23 protein-coding genes are annotated in these 26,060 nt (G+C 50.9%); 22 read left to right on the top strand and 1 reads right to left on the bottom strand.

Going from position 1 to position 26,060, the window contains the following annotated elements; all coding sequences use genetic code 11:
- Nucleotides 1–21 precede the first annotated feature (21 nt).
- The 22 genes from nifE (at nucleotide 22) to GOB86_RS02830 (ending at nucleotide 23,690) form a co-directional block, all read left to right on the top strand.
- On the top strand, nucleotides 22–1,467 hold the full coding sequence (gene nifE, locus GOB86_RS02935; protein ID WP_165990891.1) for a nitrogenase iron-molybdenum cofactor biosynthesis protein NifE: 1,446 nt from the start codon (nucleotides 22–24) through the stop codon (nucleotides 1,465–1,467).
- Nucleotides 1,468–1,478: 11 nt separating this feature from the next.
- Complete coding sequence (nifN, locus tag GOB86_RS02930) at nucleotides 1,479–2,879, top strand: nitrogenase iron-molybdenum cofactor biosynthesis protein NifN (protein ID WP_165990890.1); 1,401 nt, start codon at nucleotides 1,479–1,481, stop codon at nucleotides 2,877–2,879.
- The gene (nifX, locus tag GOB86_RS02925; RefSeq protein WP_165990889.1) at nucleotides 2,851–3,342 is read left to right on the top strand and encodes a nitrogen fixation protein NifX; all 492 of its coding nucleotides are present in this window, start codon (nucleotides 2,851–2,853) and stop codon (nucleotides 3,340–3,342) included. The genes nifN and nifX overlap by 29 nt, the downstream gene beginning before the upstream one ends.
- A 1-nt stretch (nucleotide 3,343) precedes the next feature.
- Complete coding sequence (locus GOB86_RS02920; protein ID WP_165990888.1) at nucleotides 3,344–3,823, top strand: NifX-associated nitrogen fixation protein; 480 nt, start codon at nucleotides 3,344–3,346, stop codon at nucleotides 3,821–3,823.
- A 14-nt stretch (nucleotides 3,824–3,837) separates the two neighbouring features.
- Nucleotides 3,838–4,044, top strand: a complete 207-nt coding sequence (locus GOB86_RS02915; RefSeq protein ID WP_165990887.1) for a CCE_0567 family metalloprotein — start codon at nucleotides 3,838–3,840, stop codon at nucleotides 4,042–4,044.
- A gap of 2 nt (nucleotides 4,045–4,046) precedes the next feature.
- On the top strand, nucleotides 4,047–4,328 hold the full coding sequence (gene fdxB, locus GOB86_RS02910) for a ferredoxin III, nif-specific (protein ID WP_165990886.1): 282 nt from the start codon (nucleotides 4,047–4,049) through the stop codon (nucleotides 4,326–4,328).
- Between the two features lie 20 nt (nucleotides 4,329–4,348).
- Nucleotides 4,349–4,957 (top strand): nitrogen fixation protein NifQ, encoded by a 609-nt coding sequence (locus tag GOB86_RS02905; RefSeq protein ID WP_165990885.1) that lies wholly within the window; start codon nucleotides 4,349–4,351, stop codon nucleotides 4,955–4,957.
- A 165-nt stretch (nucleotides 4,958–5,122) separates the two neighbouring features.
- The gene (locus GOB86_RS02900; protein ID WP_242012462.1) at nucleotides 5,123–5,599 is read left to right on the top strand and encodes a HesB/IscA family protein; all 477 of its coding nucleotides are present in this window, start codon (nucleotides 5,123–5,125) and stop codon (nucleotides 5,597–5,599) included.
- 37 nt (nucleotides 5,600–5,636) lie between these two features.
- Entirely contained in the window at nucleotides 5,637–6,572 is a 936-nt protein-coding gene (nifU, locus tag GOB86_RS02895) for a Fe-S cluster assembly protein NifU (protein ID WP_165990884.1), read from the top strand.
- A 74-nt stretch (nucleotides 6,573–6,646) separates the two neighbouring features.
- Complete coding sequence (nifS, locus tag GOB86_RS02890; protein ID WP_165990883.1) at nucleotides 6,647–7,849, top strand: cysteine desulfurase NifS; 1,203 nt, start codon at nucleotides 6,647–6,649, stop codon at nucleotides 7,847–7,849.
- Nucleotides 7,850–7,879: 30 nt separating this feature from the next.
- Nucleotides 7,880–9,034 carry a homocitrate synthase gene (gene nifV, locus GOB86_RS02885; RefSeq protein WP_242012460.1) on the top strand — a complete coding sequence of 385 codons (1,155 nt, stop codon included), beginning with the start codon at nucleotides 7,880–7,882 and terminating at the stop codon, nucleotides 9,032–9,034.
- A 29-nt stretch (nucleotides 9,035–9,063) separates the two neighbouring features.
- On the top strand, nucleotides 9,064–9,414 hold the full coding sequence (nifW, locus tag GOB86_RS02880) for a nitrogenase stabilizing/protective protein NifW (RefSeq protein ID WP_165990882.1): 351 nt from the start codon (nucleotides 9,064–9,066) through the stop codon (nucleotides 9,412–9,414).
- Between the two features lie 174 nt (nucleotides 9,415–9,588).
- Nucleotides 9,589–10,440: an electron transfer flavoprotein subunit beta/FixA family protein gene (locus tag GOB86_RS02875; protein WP_165990881.1), complete on the top strand. Its 852-nt coding sequence runs from the start codon at nucleotides 9,589–9,591 to the stop codon at nucleotides 10,438–10,440.
- Nucleotides 10,441–10,474: 34 nt separating this feature from the next.
- Nucleotides 10,475–11,575: an electron transfer flavoprotein subunit alpha/FixB family protein gene (locus GOB86_RS02870; RefSeq protein ID WP_165990880.1), complete on the top strand. Its 1,101-nt coding sequence runs from the start codon at nucleotides 10,475–10,477 to the stop codon at nucleotides 11,573–11,575.
- Between the two features lie 16 nt (nucleotides 11,576–11,591).
- Nucleotides 11,592–12,899 (top strand): FAD-dependent monooxygenase, encoded by a 1,308-nt coding sequence (locus tag GOB86_RS02865; RefSeq protein ID WP_165990879.1) that lies wholly within the window; start codon nucleotides 11,592–11,594, stop codon nucleotides 12,897–12,899.
- Entirely contained in the window at nucleotides 12,896–13,180 is a 285-nt protein-coding gene (locus GOB86_RS02860) for a ferredoxin family protein (protein WP_165990878.1), read from the top strand. The genes GOB86_RS02865 and GOB86_RS02860 overlap by 4 nt, the downstream gene beginning before the upstream one ends.
- 3 nt (nucleotides 13,181–13,183) lie before the next feature.
- On the top strand, nucleotides 13,184–14,041 hold the full coding sequence (gene modD / locus GOB86_RS02855; RefSeq protein ID WP_165990877.1) for a ModD protein: 858 nt from the start codon (nucleotides 13,184–13,186) through the stop codon (nucleotides 14,039–14,041).
- Between the two features lie 236 nt (nucleotides 14,042–14,277).
- Nucleotides 14,278–16,503, top strand: a complete 2,226-nt coding sequence (locus tag GOB86_RS02850; protein ID WP_165990876.1) for an EAL domain-containing protein — start codon at nucleotides 14,278–14,280, stop codon at nucleotides 16,501–16,503.
- Between the two features lie 88 nt (nucleotides 16,504–16,591).
- Nucleotides 16,592–18,082 (top strand): globin-coupled sensor protein, encoded by a 1,491-nt coding sequence (locus tag GOB86_RS02845; protein ID WP_165990875.1) that lies wholly within the window; start codon nucleotides 16,592–16,594, stop codon nucleotides 18,080–18,082.
- Nucleotides 18,083–18,771: 689 nt separating this feature from the next.
- Nucleotides 18,772–20,127 (top strand): carbohydrate porin, encoded by a 1,356-nt coding sequence (locus GOB86_RS02840; RefSeq protein ID WP_165990981.1) that lies wholly within the window; start codon nucleotides 18,772–18,774, stop codon nucleotides 20,125–20,127.
- A 181-nt stretch (nucleotides 20,128–20,308) separates the two neighbouring features.
- Entirely contained in the window at nucleotides 20,309–22,099 is a 1,791-nt protein-coding gene (locus tag GOB86_RS02835) for a 2-oxoglutarate and iron-dependent oxygenase domain-containing protein (RefSeq protein WP_165990874.1), read from the top strand.
- A gap of 220 nt (nucleotides 22,100–22,319) precedes the next feature.
- On the top strand, nucleotides 22,320–23,690 hold the full coding sequence (locus GOB86_RS02830; protein ID WP_165990980.1) for a solute carrier family 23 protein: 1,371 nt from the start codon (nucleotides 22,320–22,322) through the stop codon (nucleotides 23,688–23,690).
- Between the two features lie 367 nt (nucleotides 23,691–24,057).
- Here the strand turns inward: GOB86_RS02830 and GOB86_RS02825 are convergent, their stop codons facing one another.
- The gene (locus GOB86_RS02825) at nucleotides 24,058–25,659 is read right to left on the bottom strand and encodes a hypothetical protein (protein ID WP_165990873.1); all 1,602 of its coding nucleotides are present in this window, start codon (nucleotides 25,657–25,659) and stop codon (nucleotides 24,058–24,060) included.
- Between the last annotated feature and the right edge of the window lie 401 nt (nucleotides 25,660–26,060).

Here is a 26,060-nt window from a genome sequence, read left to right as displayed (position 1 = left end):
ACCTCTCATAGGAGAATGGGCATGGCGGAGTCCCTGAACGCGAAGATAACCGCGCTCTTTGATGAGCCAGGTTGCGATACAAACGTGGCCAAAGGTGAAAAGGCCCGTAAAAAGGGATGCTCCAAGCCGCTCCAGCCCGGTGCTGCTGCGGGCGGATGCGCTTTTGACGGTGCCAAGATCGCGCTCCAGCCCATAACGGATGTTGTGCATCTGGTGCATGGCCCACTGGCCTGTGAGGGAAATGGCTGGGACAATCGTCACGCCGCAACGTCCGGGCCTGAATTGTACCGTATTGGTGCCACGACTGATATTACCGAAACAGATATTATTATGGGTAATGGCGAAAAGCGCCTTTATCGCGCCATCCGTGAAGTGATTGAACGTTACACGCCGCCAGCTATTTTTGTTTATTCAACCTGTGTGCCCGCCCTGATTGGCGACGATATTAATGCCGTCTGCCACCATGCTACCGAAAAATTCGGCACACCCTGCATTCCCATTAACGCGCCGGGTTTTGTCGGGTCCAAAAATCTGGGGAACAAACTGGCGGGGGAGACTCTGCTTGATCATGTGATCGGGACCATGGAGCCTGAACGCAGTACGCCCACAGATATCAATATTTTAGGGGAATATAATCTTTCCGGGGAGTTGTGGCAGGTCAAACCCCTGCTGGAGCAACTGGGTATACGCCTTAATGCCTGCATTACCGGGGATGCCCGTTACCACGAGGTTGCTACCGCGCATCGTGCACGGGTTAACATGATGGTGTGCTCCACGGCCTTGATTAATGTGGCCCGAAAGATGGAAGAGCGGTGGGGGATTCCGTATTTTGAAGGCTCTTTTTACGGGATTGGTGACACATCGGATGCTCTGCGTAATTTGGCACGGATGCTGGTTGCGCGTGGAGCAGAGGCGGATCTGATTGACCGTACCGAAGGCCTGATCAAGGCGGAAGAACAAAGAGCCTGGAGCAGGTTGGAACCTTACCGTGAGCGGTTGGCTGGCAAGCGGGTTCTGCTTTACACCGGTGGAGTTAAATCCTGGTCAATCGTCTCTGCTTTGCAGGAAATGGGGATGGTGATTGTCAGCACGTCTGTTCGGAAGTCGACAGACAACGACAAACAGAAAATCAAGGATCTTATGGGTGGGGATGCCCATATGGTCAGTTCCATTCCTCCGCGTGAGATGTACGCTCAATTGCGGCGCGGGGACGCGGATATTCTGCTTTCCGGCGGGCGCACGCAGTTTGTCGCACTCAAGGCCCGTACGCCGTGGCTGGATATTAACCAGGAGCGCCACCATGCCTTTGCCGGGTACGATGGCATGGTCACACTTGTTCGGGAACTGGATGCCTCCCTGTCCAACCCGGTGTGGGAGGACGTCAGGCGACTTGCCCCTTGGGAGCAGGAAGATGGCGAGGCGGAGTTTGATGATGAAGGCGTACCAGCCCTCGTACCAATCGGATAAGGGACAATACAATGGCGACCGTTATCCAGCGCCGTAAGGCGGTCTCTCTTAATCCACTCAAATCTTCCGCACCCTTGGGTGCGGCCCTTGCCTATCTGGGGATTGAAAAGGGGATTCCCCTCTTCCATGGCGCGCAGGGATGTACCTCCTTTGCGCTAGTGTTGTCTGTAAGGCACTTCAAGGAGGCGATCCCCCTCCAGACAACCGCCATGGACGAGGTCGCCACCTGCTGGGGGGGGGCATCTAATCTGGAAGAAGCGCTTCTAACGCTGGCCAGACGCATGAAGCCGGGCTTTATCGGTGTTGCGACCACAGCCCTTGTGGAAACGCGGGGGGAGGATAGTGAGGGCGATCTACGTCTGATTATGGAGCGGAACCCGGAGCTTGCGGAGACAAAGGTGGTGCTGGCCTCCACCCCGGATTATGCCGGAGCATTGGAGGACGGCTGGGCAAGTGCCACTACCGCGATCATTAACCGCCTTGTTGAACCGTGGTCGCCATCAATCCGCTCATTCCAGCAGATCAATGTGCTGCCCGGTGTGCACCAGACACCGGTTGATATTGAAGCATTGCGTGAAATTATTGAAAGTTTTGGATTTTATCCAGTTATCCTGCCAGATGTTTCCTACTCGCTTGATGGACATATTGCGGAGAGCTGGGTGCCGACCTCCCTTGGTGGCACGTCGCTATCGGAAATAGCGAATATGGCGCGTGCAGTACACACCATTGCCATTGGCGAGCACATGCGTACGCCAGCGGACACGTTAACAGCCATGACAGGCGTGCCCGCAACAGTGTTTCCTACACTAACAGGTCTGGAACCATCGGACCGGCTTGTCTCTTTACTGGCACGGCTTTCGCTCAAACCGGTTCCGGGCCGCCTGCGCAGGCACCGTGCGCAACTGGTAGACGCCATGCTGGACGGGCATTTTCATTTTGGCGGCAAAAAGGTGGCTATTGCCGCAGACCCGGACCTGCTGTTCAGTCTATCGCAGTTTTTTGCGGGCATGGGTGCGTCGGTCGTAACTGCCATTGCCTCTACTGGGGGCAACCGCAACCTACAGCGCATTCCGGTTGAGAATGTGATTGTAGGGGACCTGATGGATCTGGAGGACGGTGCGGCACAGGCGGGAGCGGACCTGCTCGTGACGCACAGCCACGGTCGGCAGGCCGCCGCACGGCTTGGCGTGCCGTTGATGCGTGTAGGTTTTCCAATCTTTGACCGGCTTGGTGTCTCGCATGAGGAAACGGTGGGCTATCGCGGCACACGTTCGCTTATCTTCCGTGTGGCCAACCAGTTCCTTAGCGAGAGCCATGAACACAGGCCGGAAGATTTTGGAAGTGCCATTCCAGCACCAGTCATTACAACTGAGGAGGGGCGTCATGCCAGCGGTACATTTGCAACTCATTGACACAGCACAGAACGATACGCAGGGCGAACTGCCGCAGGATGCGCCGCGCCTGAGGATTGCGATTGCCACGCGGGACATGAAGTCCCTTAACGCGCATTTTGGTTCGGCCCAGCGTTTTGCAATCTGGGATGTGACACCACAGAACGCGCGGTTTGTTGAGGCCGTGGCTTTTGATGATGTCTCGGATGAAAGTGGCGCGCACCAGACCGAGGGGGATGACCGGATCGGCCCCAAGGTGGAGGCGCTCGCGGGGTGTAACCTTCTTTTTGTGCTCGCTATTGGTGGCCCCGCGGCAGCCAAGGTCGTGCGGGCGCATATTCACCCGGTCAAGCTGCTTAACCCTGAGAGCATCCCCTCGGTCATTGAACGGGTGCAGACCATGATGGTGGGGAATCCCCCACCGTGGCTGCGCAAGGCCATGGGCGTCAAACGCTCAATGGATTTTCTGGATGAGGACGACTGATATGTCTCACGAAGTGTCACCAGCGACTCTGGTGCAGGAAGAAGACCCGATGAAAAGCCCTTTTCTCAGGGCGTTAATCGGGCGCATCCGTGCGGAAGATTCCTTTGGCGCGTGGGAGAACAAACCGGATGAATGGCTGCTGCGTGATTATATTGTCAGCCGGGAAGAAAAACGCGCCATGCCGATCATTAGCGATCCTGACCCGGATGTTATCTCGCGGGTGGAGCATTTTTATCAGGCGGTTGGTCTGGCGGTGGAACAGAATTGCGGCCTGATGGCATCCCCCATGATGAAAATGAGCCATGAGGGATTTGGCCGTGTGATCCTGACAACGGGCAGACTGGTCATATTCTCAAAAACCCTGCGTGATGTGCATCGTTTCGGATTTGAAAATCTTGAAGCACTGTCGAACGAAGGTATGAAGGCGGTCCGTATGGCCCTTGATGTTATCGGGGAATATCCCGATGTCGCCAATGCGTGAGAGGACAGAAAATAATGTCTGATATTGAGGAGTTGCGCGCCGAAATCAAAAAACTTTCGTCGCGGGCGGTCAAGGCCAAAATGGACCTGCATGACCTGTCGGAAGATCTGCCTATTGGCTGGACCAATATTCCCGAAGTGGCTGCCCGTGCGCATGATGCATACGCCACTCTGGAGGCACGTCGCACGGCCCTGCGTGCGCTGGAAGAAAAAGAGGCTTAAGCATGAGTGCGACAACGCGAGATGGCCGCAGTTGGACCCCGTCCTACCTGAACGCCATAGACCCCGGTGTGTGTATTGGTTGTGGCCGCTGCTACAAGGTGTGCGGTCGCGGCGTAATGACCCTACGCGGTGTGAATGACGAAGGCGAAATTGTGGATGACGAGGAAGACGAAGACGATATTGATCGTCGCGTCATGGCTATGGACGATGCAGGTGCCTGCGTGGGGTGCGGTGCCTGCGCCCGCGTATGTCCGACCAACTGCCAGACCCACATAGCAGTCTGATAAACTCGGAGGAACTGGTTATGGGAGCAGCAGATATTCATGCCTGGCTGATGGCGGCTGTTCACGGAGACATGTGTGAAGGTTTTGATGCACATGTTCTGGCTTCCATACTGGCCGTTGGTCTGGCGGATGCCAAGGAGCGCAACTGCCTGCCATCGGAAACGCTGGGTGTAGGAGGGGCGCGGCTGAGCCATCTTGTGGCGCAGGTGTTTCCTTCCGTGCATGCACTTTTTGAATCTTTTGAAAGTCAGGTCGAGCCTGTACTGGAGGAGGATGAAAACTGCCTGCGCGACCTCTTGCGCAGGGCCACTACGGGGGACGAGCGCGAACTGCTACTGGCCGATATGGTGGCACGCCGCGCCATGGCCCCCAACCATCTGTGGCAGGATCTGGGGTTGCGCTCACGGCGCGAACTGTCCTGGCTTATGGAGCGCTATTTTGAGCCTCTGGCCAGCCGGAATACAGGTGACATGAAGTGGAAAAAATTCCTGTTCCGCATGATCTGCCGTGATGAAGGGTTCCGGCTGTGTAGCGTTCCCGTCTGTTCCGAATGCGACGATTTTGATGACTGCTTTGGTGATGAAAGCGGTGAAAGCCGTATGGCGCGTATTCGCAAAAGCGCAGACTGACCGGCACCGTGCAACGCACATGTGTCCATGTGAAGACTTCATTTTGTGCGAGTATTCCCGCTGTATGGAACCGTGATGTTTTGTGTAACATTCCGCGCATAATGGGTGCGGCAACGTTGCAAACATAACAGTATTGTTGCCCCCCAAAAATGTAATCCGTTTTGTTTGTCTGGCAGCAAAAGGCTTGCCAGCCCGGGCTGTACAGAGCGGCCTGTTCTGACGGGCTGCCAGATATGTGTTCATTTTTATAAAACAGAAAATGCTTCTGGCACGGTCCTTGCGACGTATTTCTTTGAGAAAAGAATTAATGCGGAGGGGAAAATGATCCAGTTGACCAATGCGGCGCGCGATGCGGTGCGTTCAGCAATTGCCGGTTCAAGCAACCCGGCCGAAGGCATCCGTATCATGGTTGAGGCCGGTGGATGCTCGGGCTTTAAATACATGATGGGTCTGGTCTCTGCTCCAGAGAAGGACGACATTGTTGTTCTTTGTGATGATGTCAAAGTTTTTGTGGACCGTGAAAGCAGCCCGCACCTTGAGGGCACAACGGTCGACTTTGTTGTCTCCCTCGAACAGTCCGGATTTTCATTCGATAACCCGAACGCGGCATCAAAATGCTCCTGTGGGAAGTCTTTTAATTAAAACCCCCTGCTGGGCGGTGGAACGGGAGTGAAGGGTCATGTGGGAATATTCCGATAAGGTTAAAGAATATTTTTTCAACCCGAAAAATGTTGGTGTCATTGAAGACGCCAATGGTGTGGGTGAGGTCGGGGCTATTGCCTGCGGGGATGCGCTTAAGCTGATGTTGCAGGTTGATCCCGCCACGGACCAGATTACCAGTGCGCGGTTCCAGACATTCGGGTGTGGATCCGCTATTGCCTCTTCATCGGCCCTGACTGAAATTATTGTTGGAAAAACGGTCGATGAAGCTCTGAAAATCACAAATCAGGACATTGCCGATTTTCTGGGCGGTCTGCCGCCGGAAAAAATGCACTGTTCGGTCATGGGGTATGAAGCCCTGCGTGCCGCCGTTGCCAACTATCGGGGCGAAACATGGGAAGATGACCATGAGGAAGGTGCTCTTCTCTGCAAATGTTTTGGTGTTGACGAGGGAATGCTCGAACGTGCGGTACGCAACAACAATCTGACAAGCATGGAACAGGTTGCCCAGTACACCAAGGCCACGGCAAGCTGCTCTACCTGTGCCGAAACTGTTGAGGAAGCTTTGGAGCGCATTAACGCTGCCATGGTGAGCGAGGGCGTGCTGGATGCGCGTGATGCTTTTGTGGCCGGAGCACTCCCCCCTACACGGCGTGCGGCCCGCAAGACATCGCCACTTGTTGAGCTGAGTGCCCTTGCAACGCCCGCCAAGCTGACCACCGTGCAGCGTATTCGCGCCGTGGAGGAAGTTCTGAGCGAATTGCGGCCGGTCCTTCAGGGTGATGGTGGAGATTGTGAACTGGTGGATGTGGACGGCAACAAGGTGATGGTCAAGCTGAGTGGTGCGTGCGTGAACTGCCAGCTTGCATCGGTCACGGTGCAGGGCATCCAGCAACGTCTGGCCGAACGTCTGGGTGAGCCGGTTCGGGTTATTCCTGTTCCCGCCGGGCACTGATTTTTGCGCAGCGTTCATGGGGTGATCACAACAAATGCGCCGGAGGGTTACCGGCCACGAGTGGGAGAAAGCAGATGAAGCCGGTCTATCTCGACAATAATGCGACCACGCGGGTTGACCCGCGTGTGGTGGACGCCATGCTGCCCTATTTTACCGAGCAGTTTGGCAATGCCTCATCTATCCATGCTTTTGGTGCCGATGTTGGAACGGCCATCAGGCACGCGCGGCGCCAGCTTCAGGCGCTGTTGGGCACGGAGTTCGACCACGAGATTGTCTATACCGGTTGTGGAACAGAGGCGGATAATACAGCGCTTCTCTCGGCACTGGAAACGCAGGCCGGTCGCAACGAAATTGTAACATCCGCAGTGGAACACCCGGCTATTCTGGCGCTTTGCGCATGGTTGGAAAAAACCCGGGGTGTAAAAGTCCATTATATTGGCGTGGATTCCCGTGGCCGGCTGGATATGGATGCGTACCGCAAGGCACTGGGGCCACGCACGGCCATTGCCTCCATTATGTGGGCCAATAACGAAACTGGTAATCTGTTTGAGGTGGAAACACTGGCCGAACTTGCGCATGAAGCTGGCGCACTGTTCCACACAGATGCCGTGCAGGCCGTGGGCAAGGTCCCGATGGACCTGAAGACGTCCGAAATTGATATGCTTTCGCTTTCTGGGCAAAAATTTCATGCCCCCAAGGGCATCGGTGCGCTCTATGTGCGCCGTGGTGTGCGCCTGCGCCCGATGATCCGGGGTGGACATCAGGAGCGGGGGCGGCGCGCGGGAACGGAAAATGCTCCCTCCATTATTGGGCTGGGTGTTGCCGCCGAACTGGCCCGCACGCATCTGGAGGATGAGAACACTCGGGTGCGCGCCCTGCGCGACAGGCTGGAAAAAGGGCTGCTCCAGCGGATCTCTCACGCAATGGTCACGGGTGATCCAGATTACCGCCTGCCCAACACAAGCAATATTGCATTTGAATATATTGAGGGTGAGGGAATTCTGCTGTTGCTCAATAAAGCGGGTATTGCAGCCTCATCCGGTTCGGCCTGCACGTCCGGGTCTTTGGAGCCATCGCATGTCCTGCGTGCGATGAAAGTGCCTTATACGGCCGCGCATGGAGCAATCCGTTTTTCCCTGTCGCGGGAGAATACGGAAGAGGATGTTGACCATGTTCTGGAGGTCATGCCCGGTATTGTTGATACCCTGCGCGGCATATCCCCGTTCTGGGATGGTACGTCTGCAACCCGGAGTGCGTTCACGCCCACCTACGCTTGATTTTTTCCAGTGAGATAAAAGGCGCGAGACATGACAGCCAAGCCGCTCATGCGGTCTCCACGCCGCCTGAAACTGAACGACAGTACCCTGCGAGACGGTGAACAGGCGCCGGGTGTTGCCTTTACCCCGGCCGAAAAACTGGCGATTGCCTGTTTGCTGGATGAGGCCGGGGTGGATGAGATCGAGGCCGGTACCCCCGCCATGGGGCCGGAGGAGATGGCTGTTATTGCCCGGATAGGGCGTTCTGTTGCCCGCGCACGGGTTATTCCGTGGTGCCGGATGATACCGGGGGATCTTGCTCTGGCGCAGGCTACGGGGCTTGGCAGTGTGCATCTTTCCGCGTCCATCTCCCCAATGCAGATTGCCGCGAAGTACCGCAGCCCCCCTGCGCAGGTGCTGGATATGACGCGTGATGTTGTTGCGCGGGCGGTGGATATGGGGCTGGTGGTCTCTGTCGGGGGGGAGGATTCCAGCCGGGCCGAACCCGGTTTTCTGGCTGATTTTGTGGGAATGCTCGGGCAGGCCGGGGCCAGGCGTTTCCGTTACGCGGATACGCTTGGTGTTCTGGACCCGTTTGCGGCTTTTGAAACCATAAGCTGGCTGCGAGAGCAGACGGAACTGGAAATAGAGTTCCATGGCCATGATGATTACGGTCTGGCGACAGCGAACACGCTTGCTGCTCTGCGGGCAGGGGCGGATGTTGCTAGTGTAACTGTTCTGGGGCTGGGTGAGAGAGCGGGTAATGCCCCGCTGGAGGAACTGGCTCTGGCGGCCCCTCGCTTTTTAGGGTGTGAAAGTGGTGTTGATTTGCGGCGGCTGGAGCCACTGGCCCGCGTTGTGGCACACGCATCCGGCCGTCCTATACCCGAAGGCAAGGCTGTGGTTGGGTCTGCGGTGTTCCGTCATGAATCCGGGATTCACGTGTCCGGCCTGCTACGGGATGCAAACACCTATGAAGCCATGGACCCCATGCAGTTGGGCCGTGAACGTGAGATTGTTTTTGGCAAACATTCCGGGCGTGCTGCGATCAACCATGCGCTGGAGCGACTGGGCGTGAACGCGCCGGAAGGTGTTGCCACGCAATTACTGGAGGCTGTGCGGCATCTGGCCGAACAGCACAAAAGAACCATCACGTTAGATGAAATCGCACTTTTGTTCTCGGAATTGCAATGCCGCGCGGCCTGAAGGGCCGATGCTAAAAGGAGCCGTGATCCATGCATGTTTTACAAGAACTCCGCAGACTTTCCGCTGCTGAGGAATTTTTTGAGCAACTCGGCGTGCCGTATGACCCCACCGTGCTGAATGTAGCGCGGCTGCATATTCTGCGGCGTATGCGCTCCTACCTTGATGAGCAGGGGCTGGAGGAGGAACTGGACGAGGCAAATGTACGTGAACAGTGTCGTATGCTTTTGTCGCGTGCCTATCAGGATTTTGTCGTATCCACGCCCATCGCTGAACGGTCGTTCAAGGTGCACCGCGATGCCGTACGCCCGGCCCGGCAGACAATTGTAGGGTTGGACGACCTGACCGTTGTGGCAGAACTGACGGAAGACAACACAAAATAAGCCGAAGGTATGGAAAAGTCAGTCCCAACTTGTCGTTTTTCTAACAGGGGAGAAAAACCATGTATCTCCCCTTAGCCGTCATAGTCTGATGATGCTGTTTTTTGCCGCGCATAAGCGGAATGGCACACAGCTTGCGAGGATAACGGGGAAGGACAGATAAAAGGAAGTAGGGCGATGCGTATCTTTGTCTGCATTAAACAGGTTCCGGACAGCGCGCAAATTCGCGTGCATCCGGTTACAAACACCATCATGCGGCAAGGTGTGCCGACAATTATCAACCCCTATGACCTGTTCGGGCTGGAAGAGGCTCTACGCCTGCGCGACAGTTTTGGCGGTACGGTTACGGTGCTGACCATGGGGCCCCCCATGGCGTCGGAGAGTCTGCGCAAGGCGCTGGGCTACGGCGCGGACCGTGGTTTGCTTCTGACAGACCGCTTTTTTGCCGGGTCCGATACGCTGGCAACAAGTTATGCTTTGTCCAGACTGATTGAAAAAGCTGCCGAAGAACAGGGCATGCCCCAGATCGTGTTTTGCGGAAAGCAGACAATCGATGGTGACACAGCCCAGGTTGGCCCCGGTATAGCCCAGCGTCTGGGGCTTTCCCAGTTAACCTATGTCTCCGCTATTGATGAGATTGATCCAGACAAAGGCACCATTACGGTGCGTCGTCGGGCTGACCATGGCGTGCAGGTGCTGACTTCCCGTTTACCAGCCATGATCACCATGCTGGAGGGGAGTAACCAGATCCGTCGTGGCACCCAGTCCGATGTGCTGCGTGCCGCGCAGGCAAAGGTCACGCAGTGGAATGCTGCGGCAGTTGGCATTACGGATTTATCGTTGTGTGGTCTGCGTGGTTCCCCCACGGTGGTCAAACGGGTGTTCGCACCTGCGGCCCGATCCGAAAAAGCAGAAATGATCCCAGCCGGTGGTGGCGGCAGTGCCACGGCCACGGCGCTGATTGACGCCATTTTTAAGCGCCAGCCAGCACTGGAGGAAGACCTGATCAGCGCGGCTGGTGGGTATTGAGCGGCGCTGACGCCGTGAAAGGAAAAGGGCGACCATGAATACTTCACAAACCCCGGTCGCTAGCGCTTCTGGCTCACGCGCTGGCATGAAAAAAGAATTGCCGGAACACTTCCGGTCTTACAAGCATGTCTGGGTTTTTATCGAGTTCGAGCATGGGCGGATTCACCCTGTTTCCCTCGAACTGCTTGGTGAGGGCCGTAAACTGGCCGACCAGCTTGGCGTGGAACTGGCGGGCGTCCTGCTTGGTAGCGGGGACCATGGGCTGGATGAAGCCACAGGGAGTTGCTTTGCTTATGGGGCAGATCTTGTCTACCTGGTCGATCATCCTGTGCTCGCACAGTATCGCAACCAGCCCTATACAAAGGTTATGACCGAACTGGTGCTGAAGTACCAGCCCGAGATCATGCTGCTGGGTGCAACTGTTTTGGGGCGTGACCTTGCCGGGTCTGTGGCAACCACGCTCAAAACCGGGCTGACGGCTGATTGCACGGAACTGGCAATTGATGATGAACGCTCATTGGCTGCCACACGGCCAACGTTTGGTGGTTCGTTGCTTTGCACCATTCATACACTCAACTACCGGCCACAGATGGCGACTATCCGCCCACGTGTGATGGCCATGCCCAAACCTGAAGAGGGGAGGCAGGGACGTGTTGTATCCTACACACCAGATCTGGACGAAGACGATATTGTCACCAAGGTTCTGAGCTTTCTGCCAGATGATGCCTCGGAGGCATCCGGTCTGGCCTTTGCGGATATTGTGGTTGCCGGTGGCATGGGCCTGCGTTCGGAAGAGAACATACAGCTTGTGCGTAAACTGGCGAGTGTACTGGGGGGGGATTGGGGTGGTTCGCGCCCACTGGTGCAAAAAGGCTGGATCGGGGCTGATCGCCAGATCGGGCAGACGGGCAAGACCATTCGCCCCAAGCTGTACATTGCGGCAGGTATTTCGGGGGCAATTCAGCACCGGGTTGGTGTGGAAGGGGCGGATATGATTGTTGCAATCAATACTGACTCCAATGCTCCTATTTTTGACTTTGCCCATCTTGGAGTTGTCGCGGATGCGGTCACTCTTTTGCCATTGCTGACCGAGGCTTTTCGCCAGCGTCTGCTTGTCAACCGACTTGCAGGTTGAGGGAGAGAATACAGTCATGAATAAAATTGTATTTGATGCCATTGTGGTTGGTGCGGGTCCTGCGGGCAATTCCGCGGCATATACAATGGCGAATGCAGGGCTGAATGTGCTCCAGATCGAGCGTGGGGAATATTCCGGGTCCAAAAACGTGCAGGGTGCCATTCTGTACTCGGACGCACTGGAACAGATGATCCCCGACTTCCGGGAGGAAGCGCCGCTGGAGCGGCACATTGTTGAACAGCGGATATGGATGATGGATGACCGTGGCCATACGGGCATGCACCATCGGAGTGATGATTATAACGAGGATCTTCCAAACCGTTATACCATCATTCGCGCACAGTTCGATAAGTGGTTCAATCGTCAGGTGCGTGATGCAGGTGCTACGGTGCTGTACGAAACCACCGTAACAGGCCTGCTGCGTGACCCGCGGGGGCAGGTGATCGGTGTGCAGACTGATCGTGAGGGGGAGGGATATTACGCCAACGTGGTTGTTCTGGCCGAAGGTGTAAACGGTCTGGTCGGACAGAGATCCGGCCTGCGTTCCGAACTCCGCCCCGAAGATGTGGCGCTGGCTGTTAAGGAAATGCACTTTCTGCCCCAGGAAACGATTGAAAGTCGTTTCAACATCACAGGGGATGAGGGCGTTGTCATCGAGGCCATGGGCACCATAACCGAAGGCATGATCGGTACTGCGTTTTTGTATACCAACAGGGAGTCCATTTCCATCGGTATTGGCTGTCTGGTGAGTGAGTTGAGCCGCGTTGGCAAAGGCTCGCCTTATCAGCTTCTGGACAGGTTCAAGGCTCATCCTTCTATCCGTGGTCTTCTGGAAGGCTCGGAAATGAAGGAATATGCCGCCCACCTGATTCCCGAAGGTGGATACAGGGCTATTCCAGAACTGGTGGGTGATGGCTGGATTTGCGTTGGTGATGCGGGCCATTTTGTGAACGCCGTGCACCGGGAAGGATCAAACCTTGCCATGACAACAGGGCGTCTTGCAGCAGAAACCATTATTACCCTTAACCAGCGTGGACAGGCCTGCACCAAAAAAGCACTCGGAGCATACCGGCAGCGTCTGGATGACTCGTTTGTTATGAAGGATATGAAAAAATACAAGGATGTTCCCAGAATGCTTGAAAAGCAGGGGAGCACGATCATGGATACCTATCCACGCTTGATGAATGGTGCCGCCCAGACATGGTTCCGTGTTGACGGGCGAGACAAGAAGACCAAGGAAAACGAAATCGTAAAAGCAGCTTGGCATGTGCGTGGCCTTGGGCTTTTGGGTGATGCTGTTAAACTGGCGAGGGCATGGCGATGAGCGACGATGTTGAAAACAGACTGTTCCAGAACCGCTATGTGGTGGACACAGGCAAACCGCATATCCATGTAACCCCGCATGAGACACCATCGGAGGAGTTGAAGGCCATGGTGCATGTCTGCCCGGCGGGCTGCTACAGCCAGAACGAGCACGGACAGGTGGAAATTGTGGCCGATGGCTGCATGGAATGTGGAACATGTCGCGTTGTGTGCCAGAACACTGGTGAGATCGAATGGAATTATCCGCGCGGCGGGTTTGGCGTTCTCTTCAAGTTTGGCTGAACAATGTTGCATGTTCCAACAGGCCTTATTGAATCGATCCTGGCTGAAGATGCACCGTGCGGTGACCTGACAACCCGTTCTTTAGGCCTTTGCGGGCAAGAGGCGCGGATCAGTTTTACCGCACGCATGCCGCAGATCGTTGCCTGTAGCGAGGTAGCGGCTGCATTGTTCAGGCATGTTGGCGCGCGCGTCTGCTTTAGCGCACCCGCAGGGCAGTGGGCTGGCGAGGGGGAGAGTATTCTGCGGGTGGAAGGGCCAGCCGAAGCTCTGTTTCTGGCATGGAAGCAGGCTCAGACTCTTATGGAATGGGCTGGTGGTATTGCAAGCGATGCCCATGCAATTGTGCAGGCTGCCCGGAGCGTGCGTTCAGATGTGGCTGTTGCTTGCACCCGTAAGGCCCCACCGGGCATGCGTGGGCTTGCCATGCGCTCTATTATGGCTGGTGGCGCAGTCATGCACCGCACCGATTTATCGGAAACTGTTCTGGTGTTCCCCGAGCATCGGGCTTTTTTACCGGCGGGTGGGCACGCGGCTGTTGCGCGTCTGAAACAGATCCTGCCAGAACGTAAAATTGTTGTGGAAGTGACATCTATTGATGAAGCAATGTCTTTTTTAAAGGATAAACCTGACATTCTTCAGCTTGAAAAATTTCCTCTTCAGGCCGTCTCTGAACTTAAAGGCATGTTGGATGACCTTGAACTGCCCGAACAGGTGCCACTATTAGCGGTTTCTGGTGCGGTAGGGCCTGATAATGCAGCAGACTACGTACGGGCTGGAGCGAGCATATTGGTAACGTCGCATCCTTATTTTGCAAAACCACGGGACATTCAGGTGCGGATAGACCCCATTTCTTCTATCTAGAGAAAACGAAATTAAGATATTATGTCTCAATAATAAGGAATTATCATATATTTCATATCATAAAATAGATTGGTACAATTTTTGCGAATTAGAAATGTGGAAAATTATCTTTATGACTAGGAGTTGTCCATCAAAATTAATTTTTGACTGATTTTTTCTCGGAAGAGAATATTCTGTAAGTGATCAATGCGGCGTAGCATCTGTTATCCTGCAATTGTTAAGGGTGGATATTTTTCATGAGCGAAACTGAACACGATATCTTGCTCCCCGAACATTGTGGAAACATGTATTACGAAATACTAAAGCAGGCCGCAGACGGTGTTATTATAATTAACGAAGATAATAATATTATTTTTTTCAATACTGCGGCAGAACGTCTATGGGGCTATGCCGCGTCGGAGGTCATGGGCCAGAACGTCAAATGTCTGGTGCCATTTGAACACCGCGCTAAGCATGACGATTATATTGCCCATAATCGTGCCACGGGTATTGACCGCATTGTAGGCACGTCGCGCGAGATTACTTTTACCCGCAGTGCGGGTGATTATGCTGTGGCGGAAATGTCTGTTTCCGCCATCACCCTCGCCCCGCTCAATAAACGTTATTATATGGCTATTGTAAAAGGAGTTACTGAGGAAAGTCATCGTAAAAAACTAATTACTTTACAAAATAAGGTTTTTACGGAGCTTGCAGGGAAAGCGACAGAGCAGGACATTGCAGACATGCTGTGCGCTGAGGCCGAAAAACTGGTGCTGAACAGCGTGGCAGTTCTGTTGCAGATTACGCCAGAGCGCGGTCTTGAGATACTTTCTGGTGAAAGTCTTCCACGCCGTAAGGGTCGGATGCTCACACGTATGACATTGCCCGAAGCCGATATGGTAGCACTGCGCAATCATCCGGAGGAAGCCCGGACAGTTGTCTGGCAAAATGCAGGTGCGGTTGAGCAAGAAGTCGGGTTGCTGGACTGCTGGGCGTCGACCGTTTGTGATGGAACAGGAACGCCGATTGGAATTTTTGCACTTTATTCGCGCAATAGGGATAAGATTACCAACTGGCCGCAAAAAATTGTCTCTGGCTGTGTTCCGTCCTGTGCCGCTATTATAGAACGGGGAAAAAACCGACAGAAACTGAACCGTCTGGACCGGTATGATTCTCTAACTGGTTTGTTAAACCGCAATGCAGTAACAATAATTCTTAAGAACATGATGGCGCAGCAGCCGAATGGTTGGCCATTTGCCCTGCTTGTTCTGGATATTGATCTTTTTCAGGATATTAACAATCTTCTGGGGTATGATCAGGGCGATCTTCTGCTTCAGATCGTAGCGCAGCGTTTGAATGCACAGTGTCGGAGCAATTTTGTAACCGGACGGTTGGGTGGCGATGATTTTGTCATCATCATACCCGGTGGTGATAGAAATACTGCCAGTAGTTTTGCCGAAACACTGATCGAGGTTATGCATGAGCCAATTATCATAAACGGACATGAACTGATTGTATCGATCAGCACAGGGATTAGCCTGTATCCAGACGAGAGCAAAGACGTGGAGCAGGTGCTCAACCGTGCGGAAGTGGCCATGCTCGAAGCCAAAAAAATGGCACGCGGTAGTTTCCGTATTCTGGATAATGCGTCTGACAGTGAAGTACAATCACGGTTGATAGTTGGATCAGCGTTACGAAAAGCCATACAGCATTCGGAACTTCTTTTATTTTACCAACCGCAGATATGCGTTACCACCGGAAAACTACATGGTGTTGAGGCACTTGCACGTTGGCAACACCCGGTTTTAGGGGCAGTGCCACCATCGCGCTTTATTCCCATAGCGGAAGAGACGGGACAGATTGAGGCAATTGGTCGGTGGTCCATTGCTGAGGCCTGCCAGCAACTCGCGCAGTGGGACCAGCTGGGGATTATGGTGCCGGTGGTTAGCGTGAATATTTCGGCTGGGCATTTTGCCAGTTCAGAACTTCTCCAGCAGATTGTTGATGTGCTGGATGCCTATAATCTGACACCTGACCGTCTGACAATCGAGATTACCGAAAGCGTGATGATGCGGCAGAGTTCGGAAGCATTGGCAACATTATCAGCCATACGCGGTATTGGTGTTGGCCTTTCTCTGGATGATTTTGGCACGGGTTTTTCCTCCCTGTCACGGTTGAGTACCCTGCCTTTGACAGAGCTTAAGATTGACCGGAGCTTTGTGATGAATTTTGAAGAAAATATTAGTTCCCTTATCGTAACAGAAGCGGCTATTACCATTGGTAAAAGGCTTGGGGTCAGGATTGTGACCGAAGGCGTGGAAGACGATTCACAAGAGAAAATGCTACGTTCAATGGGGTGTGATGTCATGCAGGGTTACCTGTTTGGCAGACCCATGCCCCCTGCAGCACTTAATACCTGGATAATGGAACGGTCATTAGGAAAGAATGGGGTTATGAAAGAAAATTCAAGATTAAAGAATTAATTTTACAGAACATAATACCTAAAATTTTTAAGGTTGATCTCCTTGTGGAGAGTTAATGGCCACCCTCTTTTTGGATAGGGGATACAGTATGACCATCATTACTCCAGCCACACAGGTCAGGGAGGAAAAAAAACTTTCTGATCTGGATAGTCGTAGACAATTTATGGGATTAACAGAGACAGATTGTGAGACGATCCGCTCTATAAAGACCATTATAGATAATGAGCTTCCGCAGGCGTTGGATGGGTTTTATGCTCAGGTGCGGCATACTCCGGAAACAAGGGAGTTTTTTTCATCCGAGGCGCATATTGAACATGCCAAGGAAGCTCAGCAGGAACACTGGAAAAATATTTCCTCCGCCAATTTTGGTCGAGAATATGCTCAAAATGTGAGTAGAATTGGCAGTATCCATGCCCGAATAGGTCTTGAGCCCAGATGGTACATTGGTGGTTATGCTATTGTAATGGATCATCTTATCCATGCCATTGTGACCAACGTTTTGCCTAAAAGTGGCTTATTTGATAGGAAACACATGGTTGCCAAAAAAATTGGCGATCAGATCAGCAGTTTATGTAAAGCTGTACTATTTGAGATGGATCTCACTATCTCGGTTTATCTGGCAGAGGCTGAAAAATCTCGGGCCACGGCACGGGATGAAGCCATAGCCAAGGAACAGGTTTTTGTTGCTGAGAGTTTTGGTTCTGTCATTCAGGATATTGCGGAGCAAAACCTTGCCCAGAATATGGGGAGCGATGTTCCCGAAGCTTATCTGCCACTGCGCGATAATTTGAACGCTGCCATACATTCCCTGCGTACCACTTTGATGGTGGCAAGCGATACTGCGTATAATATTGATGTAGCCACGCAGGAAATTAGCGATGCATCGGGGGAACTGGCGCAGCGTACCGAGCGGCAGGCAGCATCGGTGGAAAAAACGGCGGCCGCTATCGAGCAGATTACAGCAACGGTCAGTTCAACTGCAAGCCGGGTTTCTGAAGCCAATAATTTTGTTGAAAACTGTCTGAATAGTATTCAGCATTTTGGCGGTATGATCGACCGGGCTAATGAATCCATGGTCGAAATCGAACGTTCGACCGAAGCAATCAACAAAATTACGGACATTATGGATGCGGTAGCCATTCAGACCAATATTCTTGCGCTGAATACAGCCGTTGAGGCCGCACGGGCGTCAGATGCGGGGAATGGCTTTAAGGTTCTGGCCCAGCAAATTCGTGAGTTGGCGAACCGTGCTGGATTGGCGTCAAAAGATGTGCGTGGTTTGGCGGGTACCTCTCAGGCACAGGTAGGGCATGGGGTCTCTATTATGAAGGAGGCTGGGCATGATATGAAAATTATTATTGCCGGAATTTTTGAAATTCGCTCTCATCTTAAGGCGATCGAGGAGGCCGCACGGGAGCAGGCTGCGGCGTTGCAGAGTGTTAATGGCGCTGTTGCCACTATTGATGAAGGTACACGGCAGAATGCCGCCATGGCGGAACGGACATCCACGGCGAGCGAAGGTATGGTGCAAGAAGCAAGCCAGTTACGCATATTGCTGGACGGGTTTCATCTTGGGTAACGCCAGAATGCATGACGAGGAACGATAATTTGATAGCAATGAGGTGCAGGGTGGCGAGGTATTGGGTTGGTGTAATATTTATACGGGAAAATTTTTAATATCTGATTTATTTATAAAATTATTGGTTAAAATAGAATCCTATTGTGATCTTATGCCTATATTCTACTTAGGTGGAGATATTGGAATACCAGATTGTATTTTTTGTTATTACAAATTGGGTACAAGAACGTGAATTGAAAATCTTTAAAATCCGGTTTAGCTTGAAAAAAACAGTCATAAGAAAAAGAAAAATATGTCTGATAAACTATCGCTCCATGCATCTCCGGGTCTGAAGAAACGAAGTAGGGTCAGGGTAAGACTGCCTGTTACGCGCAGGCTGTAAGCTCGTCCTTATTACGTAAAACAGAAATTCTGTCCCTCTATTCCAGAACAATCTGGGATGGACGCGTACAGTTCTGGATAAAATCATGTCCAAATTTTGTCAGTATAGCCGGGAATTGTGCGCTTTTTGGCGCAAAATATCTGTTGTCTTTTCAATAGGTTACGACGTTTTTGGGTTCGTTTTGATAGTGTTAGCTCTCTCTTGCGGAGCGGATGCGCAGGTTATAGACGGGCCATCTGTAAGTGCCGGTCCGTCATTACAGAGTGGGGGTGGCGTTCCATCTGTTCCAGTCAAACATAAACGACCTATTGCCGAAGACCGTCTGGAATCTTTGTTTAATACGGAGAGTATTTCTTCATTACTCAATAATAATGAGGACGCATTGCGGCGAGGAGATGTTAGTGCGGGTTATTATGTCTCCGAGCAGGCTTTTGGCAACCTTGTGCCTGCCCTTAAACCGTTCCGGGAGCGTCTGGCTAATCATGGCTTCAGCTTTGAGTTGACCTATAAAGGTGAGGGCATGGGGAACATGAGTGGTGGTTTATCAAAAGGTATGGATTACACGCATGAAGTGCGTATCGCCATGCTGTTTGATCTGGGAAAGTTGACAAAATGGGAGCCGTTGAACGGTTGGTTCCTGCATGGCATTGTCATGAACCGCGAGGGACGTCAGGTTGGGTGGGACCATGTGGGGGAACGCAATGTTCTGCTGACGGAAGTCTGGAGTATTCATGGGCCTGCAGCAGCGCGCCTGGCCGACCTTTATGTGGAAAAATCTTTCCTGAATAATCGGATCAATATTAATCTTGGTCGCATTGCGCTTACGCATACCTACTCCACTTCTGTATTGCTCTGCACGTTCATGACCATGTGTTCCGCGCCAATGGCTATTCGTGAACCCGCAGGCTGGAGTGTTTACCCTAAAACGTCATGGGGGGGGACATTTAGAATACGGCCCACCCGGGATCTGATCCTACGGACCGGTGTGTATCGTATTGGTCCAAAAGCGGTCGATAATACCGGGTGGGCATGGGGTAGTGAGCCCTACACAGGTCTTCAGACGCCTGTGGAACTGACATGGGAGCCCTTTTTTGGCGAGCGTAAACTGCCCGGTCATTACAAAATTGGATACGCTCATGATACGTCCCCTTATGCGGATATGATTGGGGTTATCCCGCCCGCATTTGCCGGATCTGTGCACAAGCACAAGGAAAAACCGAGGGATACATTTTATATAGAAACGGACCAGATGGTTTATCGCAGTCATGGCCAGCACCAGATGGCGGGCGGCTATGTGCTGGCTGGGTTTATTCATAACACACCAAGTAACTCCACATTCTCCAACGAGTTTTATGCGGGGGCATCCCTGCTGGGTATTATTCCCGGGCGACCGTTTGACCGGTTTGGTGTTATGTACTCCTACTATCAACTCAGTCCACGCACGACTTACGGTCAGCAGTTACGCCAGATGGCGGGTATGTCCATGGGGGCGTATGTGAACGCCCCGCAAACCCACTCGGCTATCTTGGAGGCGTATTATGGTATTCCCATCATGCCCGGTCTGGTGATTACACCAGAGTTTGAATACATGATGCGGCCGGGAGAAACGTCAGTTATTCCCAATGCTGTTCTGGCTGGACTTAAGGTGATTAGCGCTCTGTAAGACATGTATGCGTTCTGGCTGGGCGGGGGGATCGAACCGTTCGCAACGCATGTCTGCTGCTCGCATATCTTAATTCTGGATATGTTTTTTGCCATTCCAGCCATTCTATCATTTCGGAATCCAAACTATAATTCAGGCTGTGGATTATGTGGGGAGGCTCGATCTGTCAGAGGTTCAGGAAATGGCGTTCATCAGACGTGGCTCCAACTTCGCATTTGGGCAGACCGCCTACCCCGAAGGAGGTGAATTCCGTGTTACTAGTGGTGCTTACGCTGCACTGATCCTGTTGGAAACAGGCACGATGAGCACTGTGATTGATGGCAATAAACGGGAACTGCATACCGGCGAGTGCGGCATCTTCATCAACAGAACGGGGCGGCGGTCGACGTATGCCCCGGGTAGCCGTGTCATGTGGTGCGAAACACCGATTCTAAAATCCGCACTATCCTCCAGATGCGATTTTCTGGGGGATAGGGTCCGGGCCTCCCAGCGTATTCTTACGCTGTTTCGTGAAGGGATTGGCTGTGGTCTGCACACGTCCCCTACGCTTGATACGCTGCGTAACGCTTTGGGGGAGTCATTGTTTGCAGCATGGCGCATAGAGGCCGGACAGGATGTTATTGGCCATATGCCTACGCCCCTGCTTGCTGCAAAGGCTTATATTGACCAGCATTATGCAGATAAGCCAGACCTTGAAACATTGGCGACAGTTGCCAATGTCACTCCTCCCTATCTGATAGATCTGTTCCGCCGTCATCAGGGGACAACACCAATGCGGTACTTACGAGCGGTCAGGGCTCAGGCCGCTCTGCGCCTCATACGGCATACAGACATGGCGCTCGCCAGTATTGCGGATATTACCGGTTATGGATCGGCTTTCCATCTCTCGCGTGAGATCCGGCAGACCAGTGGTCTTAGCCCTCGCAGTATCCGGCAACGCGGCACTCACGGTCGAACATCCGTTACCATGGGCGATGCTTTTCGCATGCCAGATCAACAACAACATGCCTCACGTTCTTCGGTTGAAAGGATATGTCCTATGTCGTCTCCCCATATTCCCGTCATTGATATTGCAGCTCTGCGGCATGGCACCAGCACGGAGCGTGAGGTTGTAGCCGCAGCCATTGGTGAGGCATGCCGTGGGGCCGGTTTTTTCTATATTACTGGCCATGGAGTTTCTCCCGAAGTGATGGAAAAGCTCTTTGAAGCGTCAAAGGTGTTTTTTAACCAACCATCTGCGGTCAAGGACATGGTCGCCATGAGCCGGGTTGGAAAAAATCGAGGTTATGTTGGTCTGGGGGTTGAACGTCTCGATACGACATCCCTGCCAGACAATAAGGAGGCTTTTAATATCTGCCCCAATAACACCGATGATGTTGACGTATGGCCAGCCATTCCGGGATGGCGTGAGCTTATGATGGCCTATTTTGCAACATGTCTGGATATTGGGTCCGCTTTGCACCGCGGGTTTGCTCGTGATCTTGGAGTTGATGAGAACTTTTTTTCTGATAAATTTAAAAATCCTATGGCAACATTGCGTCTTTTACGCTACCCGCCTTTCCCCCCTGCCAGTCTGAGTTCCACGTCCGAACGCACGGATCAGGCGCCGGGTGCTGGTGCACATACAGATTATGGGAATGTGACCATTCTGGCCGTCAATGGTGTGTCCGGCCTACAGGTGCGCCCGCGTGGTAGTGACTGGATAGATGCCCCTCTTATTCCTGGCACGTTTATCTGCAATATTGGTGATTGTCTGATGCGATGGAGCAATGATGTGTATGTCTCCACCCCCCATCGTGTCTTGCGGCCTGATGGAGAGCGATATTCTATCGCCTTTTTTCTGGACCCGGATGCCGATGCACTGGTTGAACCGATTGTTACTCAATCAGGGGAGAGTGCGCATTACCCACCAGTAACGGGGTATGATTATTTGCAGGAAAGATTGCAGGCAACTTATGGGCACAAATCTTAAATAATATCGGGATAGATCGATCATGATAAATAACATGCGCAAAGGACATAATTTGCAGATATTTCATGTCTTTTGCAGTGTTATCCGACCAATATTCTAGGCGTTGGTAGGGCATGCATGGTATTATAAACCTGTACCCACAAACGTTTTGAATATCATGGATCAGGTAAGCAGGGCCGGAAGGTAGTGTGATGAAACCGAAGGAAACACGCGTGCAGGCATATCATTCCGGCTAGAAACAAATAAATCTGGGACAACATCTGGCAATCCTGTTGACGAGATTCTGCCACTAAAAAAACTAGTCGTCTATGGTGTTCAGCATGTCTGCACGTTTTATGCCGCTGCCGTTATTGTTCCTATAATTCTCGCTAATGCACTTCATCTGTCAAGAAGTGACCTTCTTCATCTTGTTAATGCTGATCTTTTTACATGTGGACTTGCGTCGTTAATACAATCAGTAGGAATAGGGAGGATTGGTGTCCGGTTGCCATTATTGCAAGGCGTCACATTCACCGCCATGGTACCAATGGTGACCATTGGTGTGGCAGCGGGTGGTGGCACTGAAGGGCTGCGTGAAATTTATGGCGCTATTCTGATCGCCGGACTCTTTGCATTTTTTATAGGGCGGTATTTCTCCACCATTGTTCGGTTTTTTCCACCAGTAGTGATGGGGTCAACCATTCTTATTGTTGGGCTTGCCTTACTTCCCATAGCTGCCAATGGCATTGTCGGTGGTCAGAGCCCGAGTGTGATACAAAGCTCCGTCGATATCAAAAATGTTTACTATGCTTTGGGAACATTCTTTATCATCATTATCATGCAGAGAATGCTCCGTGGGTTTCTTGCCACGATAGCGGTTCTGCTGGGTTTGCTGCTGAGTTCGGGTGTTGCCATGCTACTCGGTGATATGACAATTCATGAGTATAATACCCTGCCATGGCTGGCCTATACACAACCATTCTATTTTGGCATGCCAGTTTTTCATATTGCCCCGATCCTGTCGATGACTGTTGTTATGGTCATTGCAATGATTGAAACATCTGCTGGTGTTTACGCTATTGGTTCAATTGTAAAACGTAAGATCAGTGCGGATGATATTGCCTCAGCCATACAGGCGGATGGTCTGGCTACCGTTCTGGGGAGCATCTTCAATTCGTTTCCATACACGTGTTATGCGGAAAATGTTGGACTTGTCCGTATGACAGGCGTGCGTAGTCGTTGGGTTATTGTGGCGGCATCCGTTATCATGATCATTCTGAGCAGTTTTCCGGTGGCAGCGGCACTTGTTGCCAGTATTCCTGCTCCCGTACTGGGGGGGGCGGCTCTTGCCATGTTTGCAACGGTTGCAATGATAGGGGTTCAGATACTCAGTGAGGTTGATTTTGATGACCATAATAATATGACTATTTCAGGGGCCAGTGTTGCGCTTAGTATTCTTATAACGGCTCAGCCCCATATTACTGAGAGTCTTCCACCATGGATCCAGATTGTATTTGGCAGTGGGATCACTGTTGGTGCTCTTACAGCCATTATTCTTAGTCTTCTTTTCAACCATGTTTTCCCTGCCGTAAAATTTGGGAAAAATTTGTAGGTTGTCGCCAGTTACCTTGAAAGAGCTCAGGCTATGGAACTGAAAATGGAGGGTTGGGAAAGTCGCTTGGATTTGAGCAGTCGGCTATGCGTCCATCCATTAGAGCTAGAATGAGGGGGCAAGAGTATGACGCTACTGTTTTTTTTAATGCTTGGCTCGTCTGAACGGGCGTAGTGGTTTATTGGGAGCTTTCTTCCGGACTGTGGATTTTGAGATATCCAGTCCGGGTATGAAGAAGACTTTGAATGACCCAAATGGGTAAACATGGATTGCGATGCTTGATCGTGTTCTGGGGAGTTATAATTATAATATTTCAAAGACCATACGCAGTAATTTTCAATTTTTTAACACAGAGTTGAAAATAAATTCATCCCGGAGAACAAGAGGTTTTTGCAGTATTATCGACGTTTAGTTCGTAGACGATAAACCCTTCCTCCAGATAGCCATTTGGATATCGTGCTATTCTATGAGTTTTTTCCAAAAATCGTTTTTTCTGTTCAGATGTTGCTGTAAAAATCCAGTAATTATACGTATATTCCCTAATGGAATTTTCTTCTTCATTATCCATTATATTGGCGGTGGATGTTTTGTTATTGTTTTTATCATTTACAATTAAAATCAAAGGAGGTGATTTGGAACATAATGCAAGCTTTTGTGCAGCATGAAGTAAATCATCTAGGCTATAATTAAGCTGGGTTTTATATGGGACTACAAAATCAAAATCATTTAGTGTCATCATGAACACAGGTTTTTTTGTGTAATATGGAATTGGCTCCAAAATATAGTCCAGGGATGAAAGAACTGGGGAGTCTTTTAAAATTTCATTTTGACTTATAAGGGTTGAAAACTCCTTAGACCGACTGTTAGGTGTTTTCACTTCGTGGAATGCCAGCATGATAGATAAAATAAATTGTACAGAAAGCATGCCATAAAAAGAAACCAATCCAATTTTATTTAATGTGCTGGGAATGACTTTCTGATCTGTATTTTTCTTTATCCAAAGTAGTGCGAAAAGAAGCATAATCCATAAAGCTTCATGCCTGTATCTCCCTGGATAGATAACGGAAAAAAACAGAGTAAATCCGACAAGGATTATTGCAGCTATAGAAAACAGTAAGGTGTTTCCCCATAATGAAAAAACAGAGAGCATAATAAATGCATAAGCGATTGATTGCAGAGTGATATATATTATTTTCCCAAGAGTTTTATGTCCGAAAAATTCAGAAAAATAGTTTTCACACTCAAAAAACGTTAGATTTTTTAAAAAATGCAGGTGATGCTTAGGAGCAATTTCCAGCGGATGCGCAGGAGCAAGGTCGTAGCGTATTGGATAAATTGTTATTAAACAGACTACAAAACCTGAAAGCCCCATAAATCCATTTATAAAAGCTTTTCTGGTTTCTTCATTCCATTTTTTTCCATTTGTATACCAAACATTGAGTGGCCATAAAACCGACAAGACCCCGACAATAAGTGCGGAGTGAACATTTGTATTGGCCAGTAAAAACAAGATTGGACCAGAATATATATATTTGTAATTTTTATTTGAGAAAAAATATGAAAAAAGCATTAACAGAAGTGCGCTTATACCATAATTTCTATCCATTACAGTGTATTCATATAGCAATGGATAGCCAAATAACATTAAAGATTTTGTTTTAACATCAAATGGTGAGCAAAATAGTATAATTATAACCGTGGAAAAAGATATTAACAGTGAAGATAATGGAAGTGCCCAATAAGAACCCAATATCCAATAAAATATTTGTTCTATTTTATACGTTAGGAATGGATGGGGGTTCCCAATAAGATGAATCTGGGAAGTTGCTCCTATACCAATCATAAAATTTCGCACTTCGTCACGCCACATTGCATGGTGGCAGACTAGATATGCAGCGATTGCTGACCACAAAATAAAAATAAGAATTAAAATTTTATTTTTATTTTTAAAAATAATATTTATATTCATAGTTTATTTCCATTTTGTGCGATATCGTTGACCACATACTGCATAAGCAGTTATTTTTCAAGGAGAAATTTCTTTGAAGCGTGGTTCGATTGGAATAATTCAATCTCTATCCATTTTTTATCATCATCAGAAATCAAAACCATATTTTCCGGGACAGGAAACCCGACATATTTTGATTATATTGCAGTATATTAGATTTTGTTAATTCTTGATCTGACTCATCGCTACAGCAACAGTGATGATGATGAGAAATAAAGTGGCTGGATTTGATATCTAATTACGATGTTTTTCTAGGGCCTGTTAGATCTTGAATTTCTTCCCATATTGTAGGGATGGAAGAAGGAGACAGAACAGGCACCTTTACGGACGAGACATGGGCAATCTGGGAACCTCTGATTGAG

The sequence above is a fragment of the Acetobacter lambici genome, from assembly GCF_011516885.1.
Lineage (GTDB): Bacteria > Pseudomonadota > Alphaproteobacteria > Acetobacterales > Acetobacteraceae > Acetobacter > Acetobacter lambici.
Note: the sequence above shows the minus strand (reverse complement) of the source record. Positions and strands in the feature narration are given on the sequence as shown.

Coding starts and splice junctions, on each gene's coding strand:
- nifE (WP_165990891.1), top strand. CDS start 22: ATGGCGGAGTCCCTGAACGCGAAGATAACCGCGCTCTTTGATGAGCCA.
- nifN (WP_165990890.1), top strand. CDS start 1,479: ATGGCGACCGTTATCCAGCGCCGTAAGGCGGTCTCTCTTAATCCACTC.
- nifX (WP_165990889.1), top strand. CDS start 2,851: ATGCCAGCGGTACATTTGCAACTCATTGACACAGCACAGAACGATACG.
- GOB86_RS02920 (WP_165990888.1), top strand. CDS start 3,344: ATGTCTCACGAAGTGTCACCAGCGACTCTGGTGCAGGAAGAAGACCCG.
- GOB86_RS02915 (WP_165990887.1), top strand. CDS start 3,838: ATGTCTGATATTGAGGAGTTGCGCGCCGAAATCAAAAAACTTTCGTCG.
- fdxB (WP_165990886.1), top strand. CDS start 4,047: ATGAGTGCGACAACGCGAGATGGCCGCAGTTGGACCCCGTCCTACCTG.
- GOB86_RS02905 (WP_165990885.1), top strand. CDS start 4,349: ATGGGAGCAGCAGATATTCATGCCTGGCTGATGGCGGCTGTTCACGGA.
- nifU (WP_165990884.1), top strand. CDS start 5,637: ATGTGGGAATATTCCGATAAGGTTAAAGAATATTTTTTCAACCCGAAA.
- nifS (WP_165990883.1), top strand. CDS start 6,647: ATGAAGCCGGTCTATCTCGACAATAATGCGACCACGCGGGTTGACCCG.
- nifV (WP_242012460.1), top strand. CDS start 7,880: ATGACAGCCAAGCCGCTCATGCGGTCTCCACGCCGCCTGAAACTGAAC.
- nifW (WP_165990882.1), top strand. CDS start 9,064: ATGCATGTTTTACAAGAACTCCGCAGACTTTCCGCTGCTGAGGAATTT.
- GOB86_RS02875 (WP_165990881.1), top strand. CDS start 9,589: ATGCGTATCTTTGTCTGCATTAAACAGGTTCCGGACAGCGCGCAAATT.
- GOB86_RS02870 (WP_165990880.1), top strand. CDS start 10,475: ATGAATACTTCACAAACCCCGGTCGCTAGCGCTTCTGGCTCACGCGCT.
- GOB86_RS02865 (WP_165990879.1), top strand. CDS start 11,592: ATGAATAAAATTGTATTTGATGCCATTGTGGTTGGTGCGGGTCCTGCG.
- GOB86_RS02860 (WP_165990878.1), top strand. CDS start 12,896: ATGAGCGACGATGTTGAAAACAGACTGTTCCAGAACCGCTATGTGGTG.
- modD (WP_165990877.1), top strand. CDS start 13,184: ATGTTGCATGTTCCAACAGGCCTTATTGAATCGATCCTGGCTGAAGAT.
- GOB86_RS02850 (WP_165990876.1), top strand. CDS start 14,278: ATGAGCGAAACTGAACACGATATCTTGCTCCCCGAACATTGTGGAAAC.
- GOB86_RS02845 (WP_165990875.1), top strand. CDS start 16,592: ATGACCATCATTACTCCAGCCACACAGGTCAGGGAGGAAAAAAAACTT.
- GOB86_RS02835 (WP_165990874.1), top strand. CDS start 20,309: ATGGCGTTCATCAGACGTGGCTCCAACTTCGCATTTGGGCAGACCGCC.
- GOB86_RS02825 (WP_165990873.1), bottom strand. CDS start 25,659: ATGAATATAAATATTATTTTTAAAAATAAAAATAAAATTTTAATTCTT.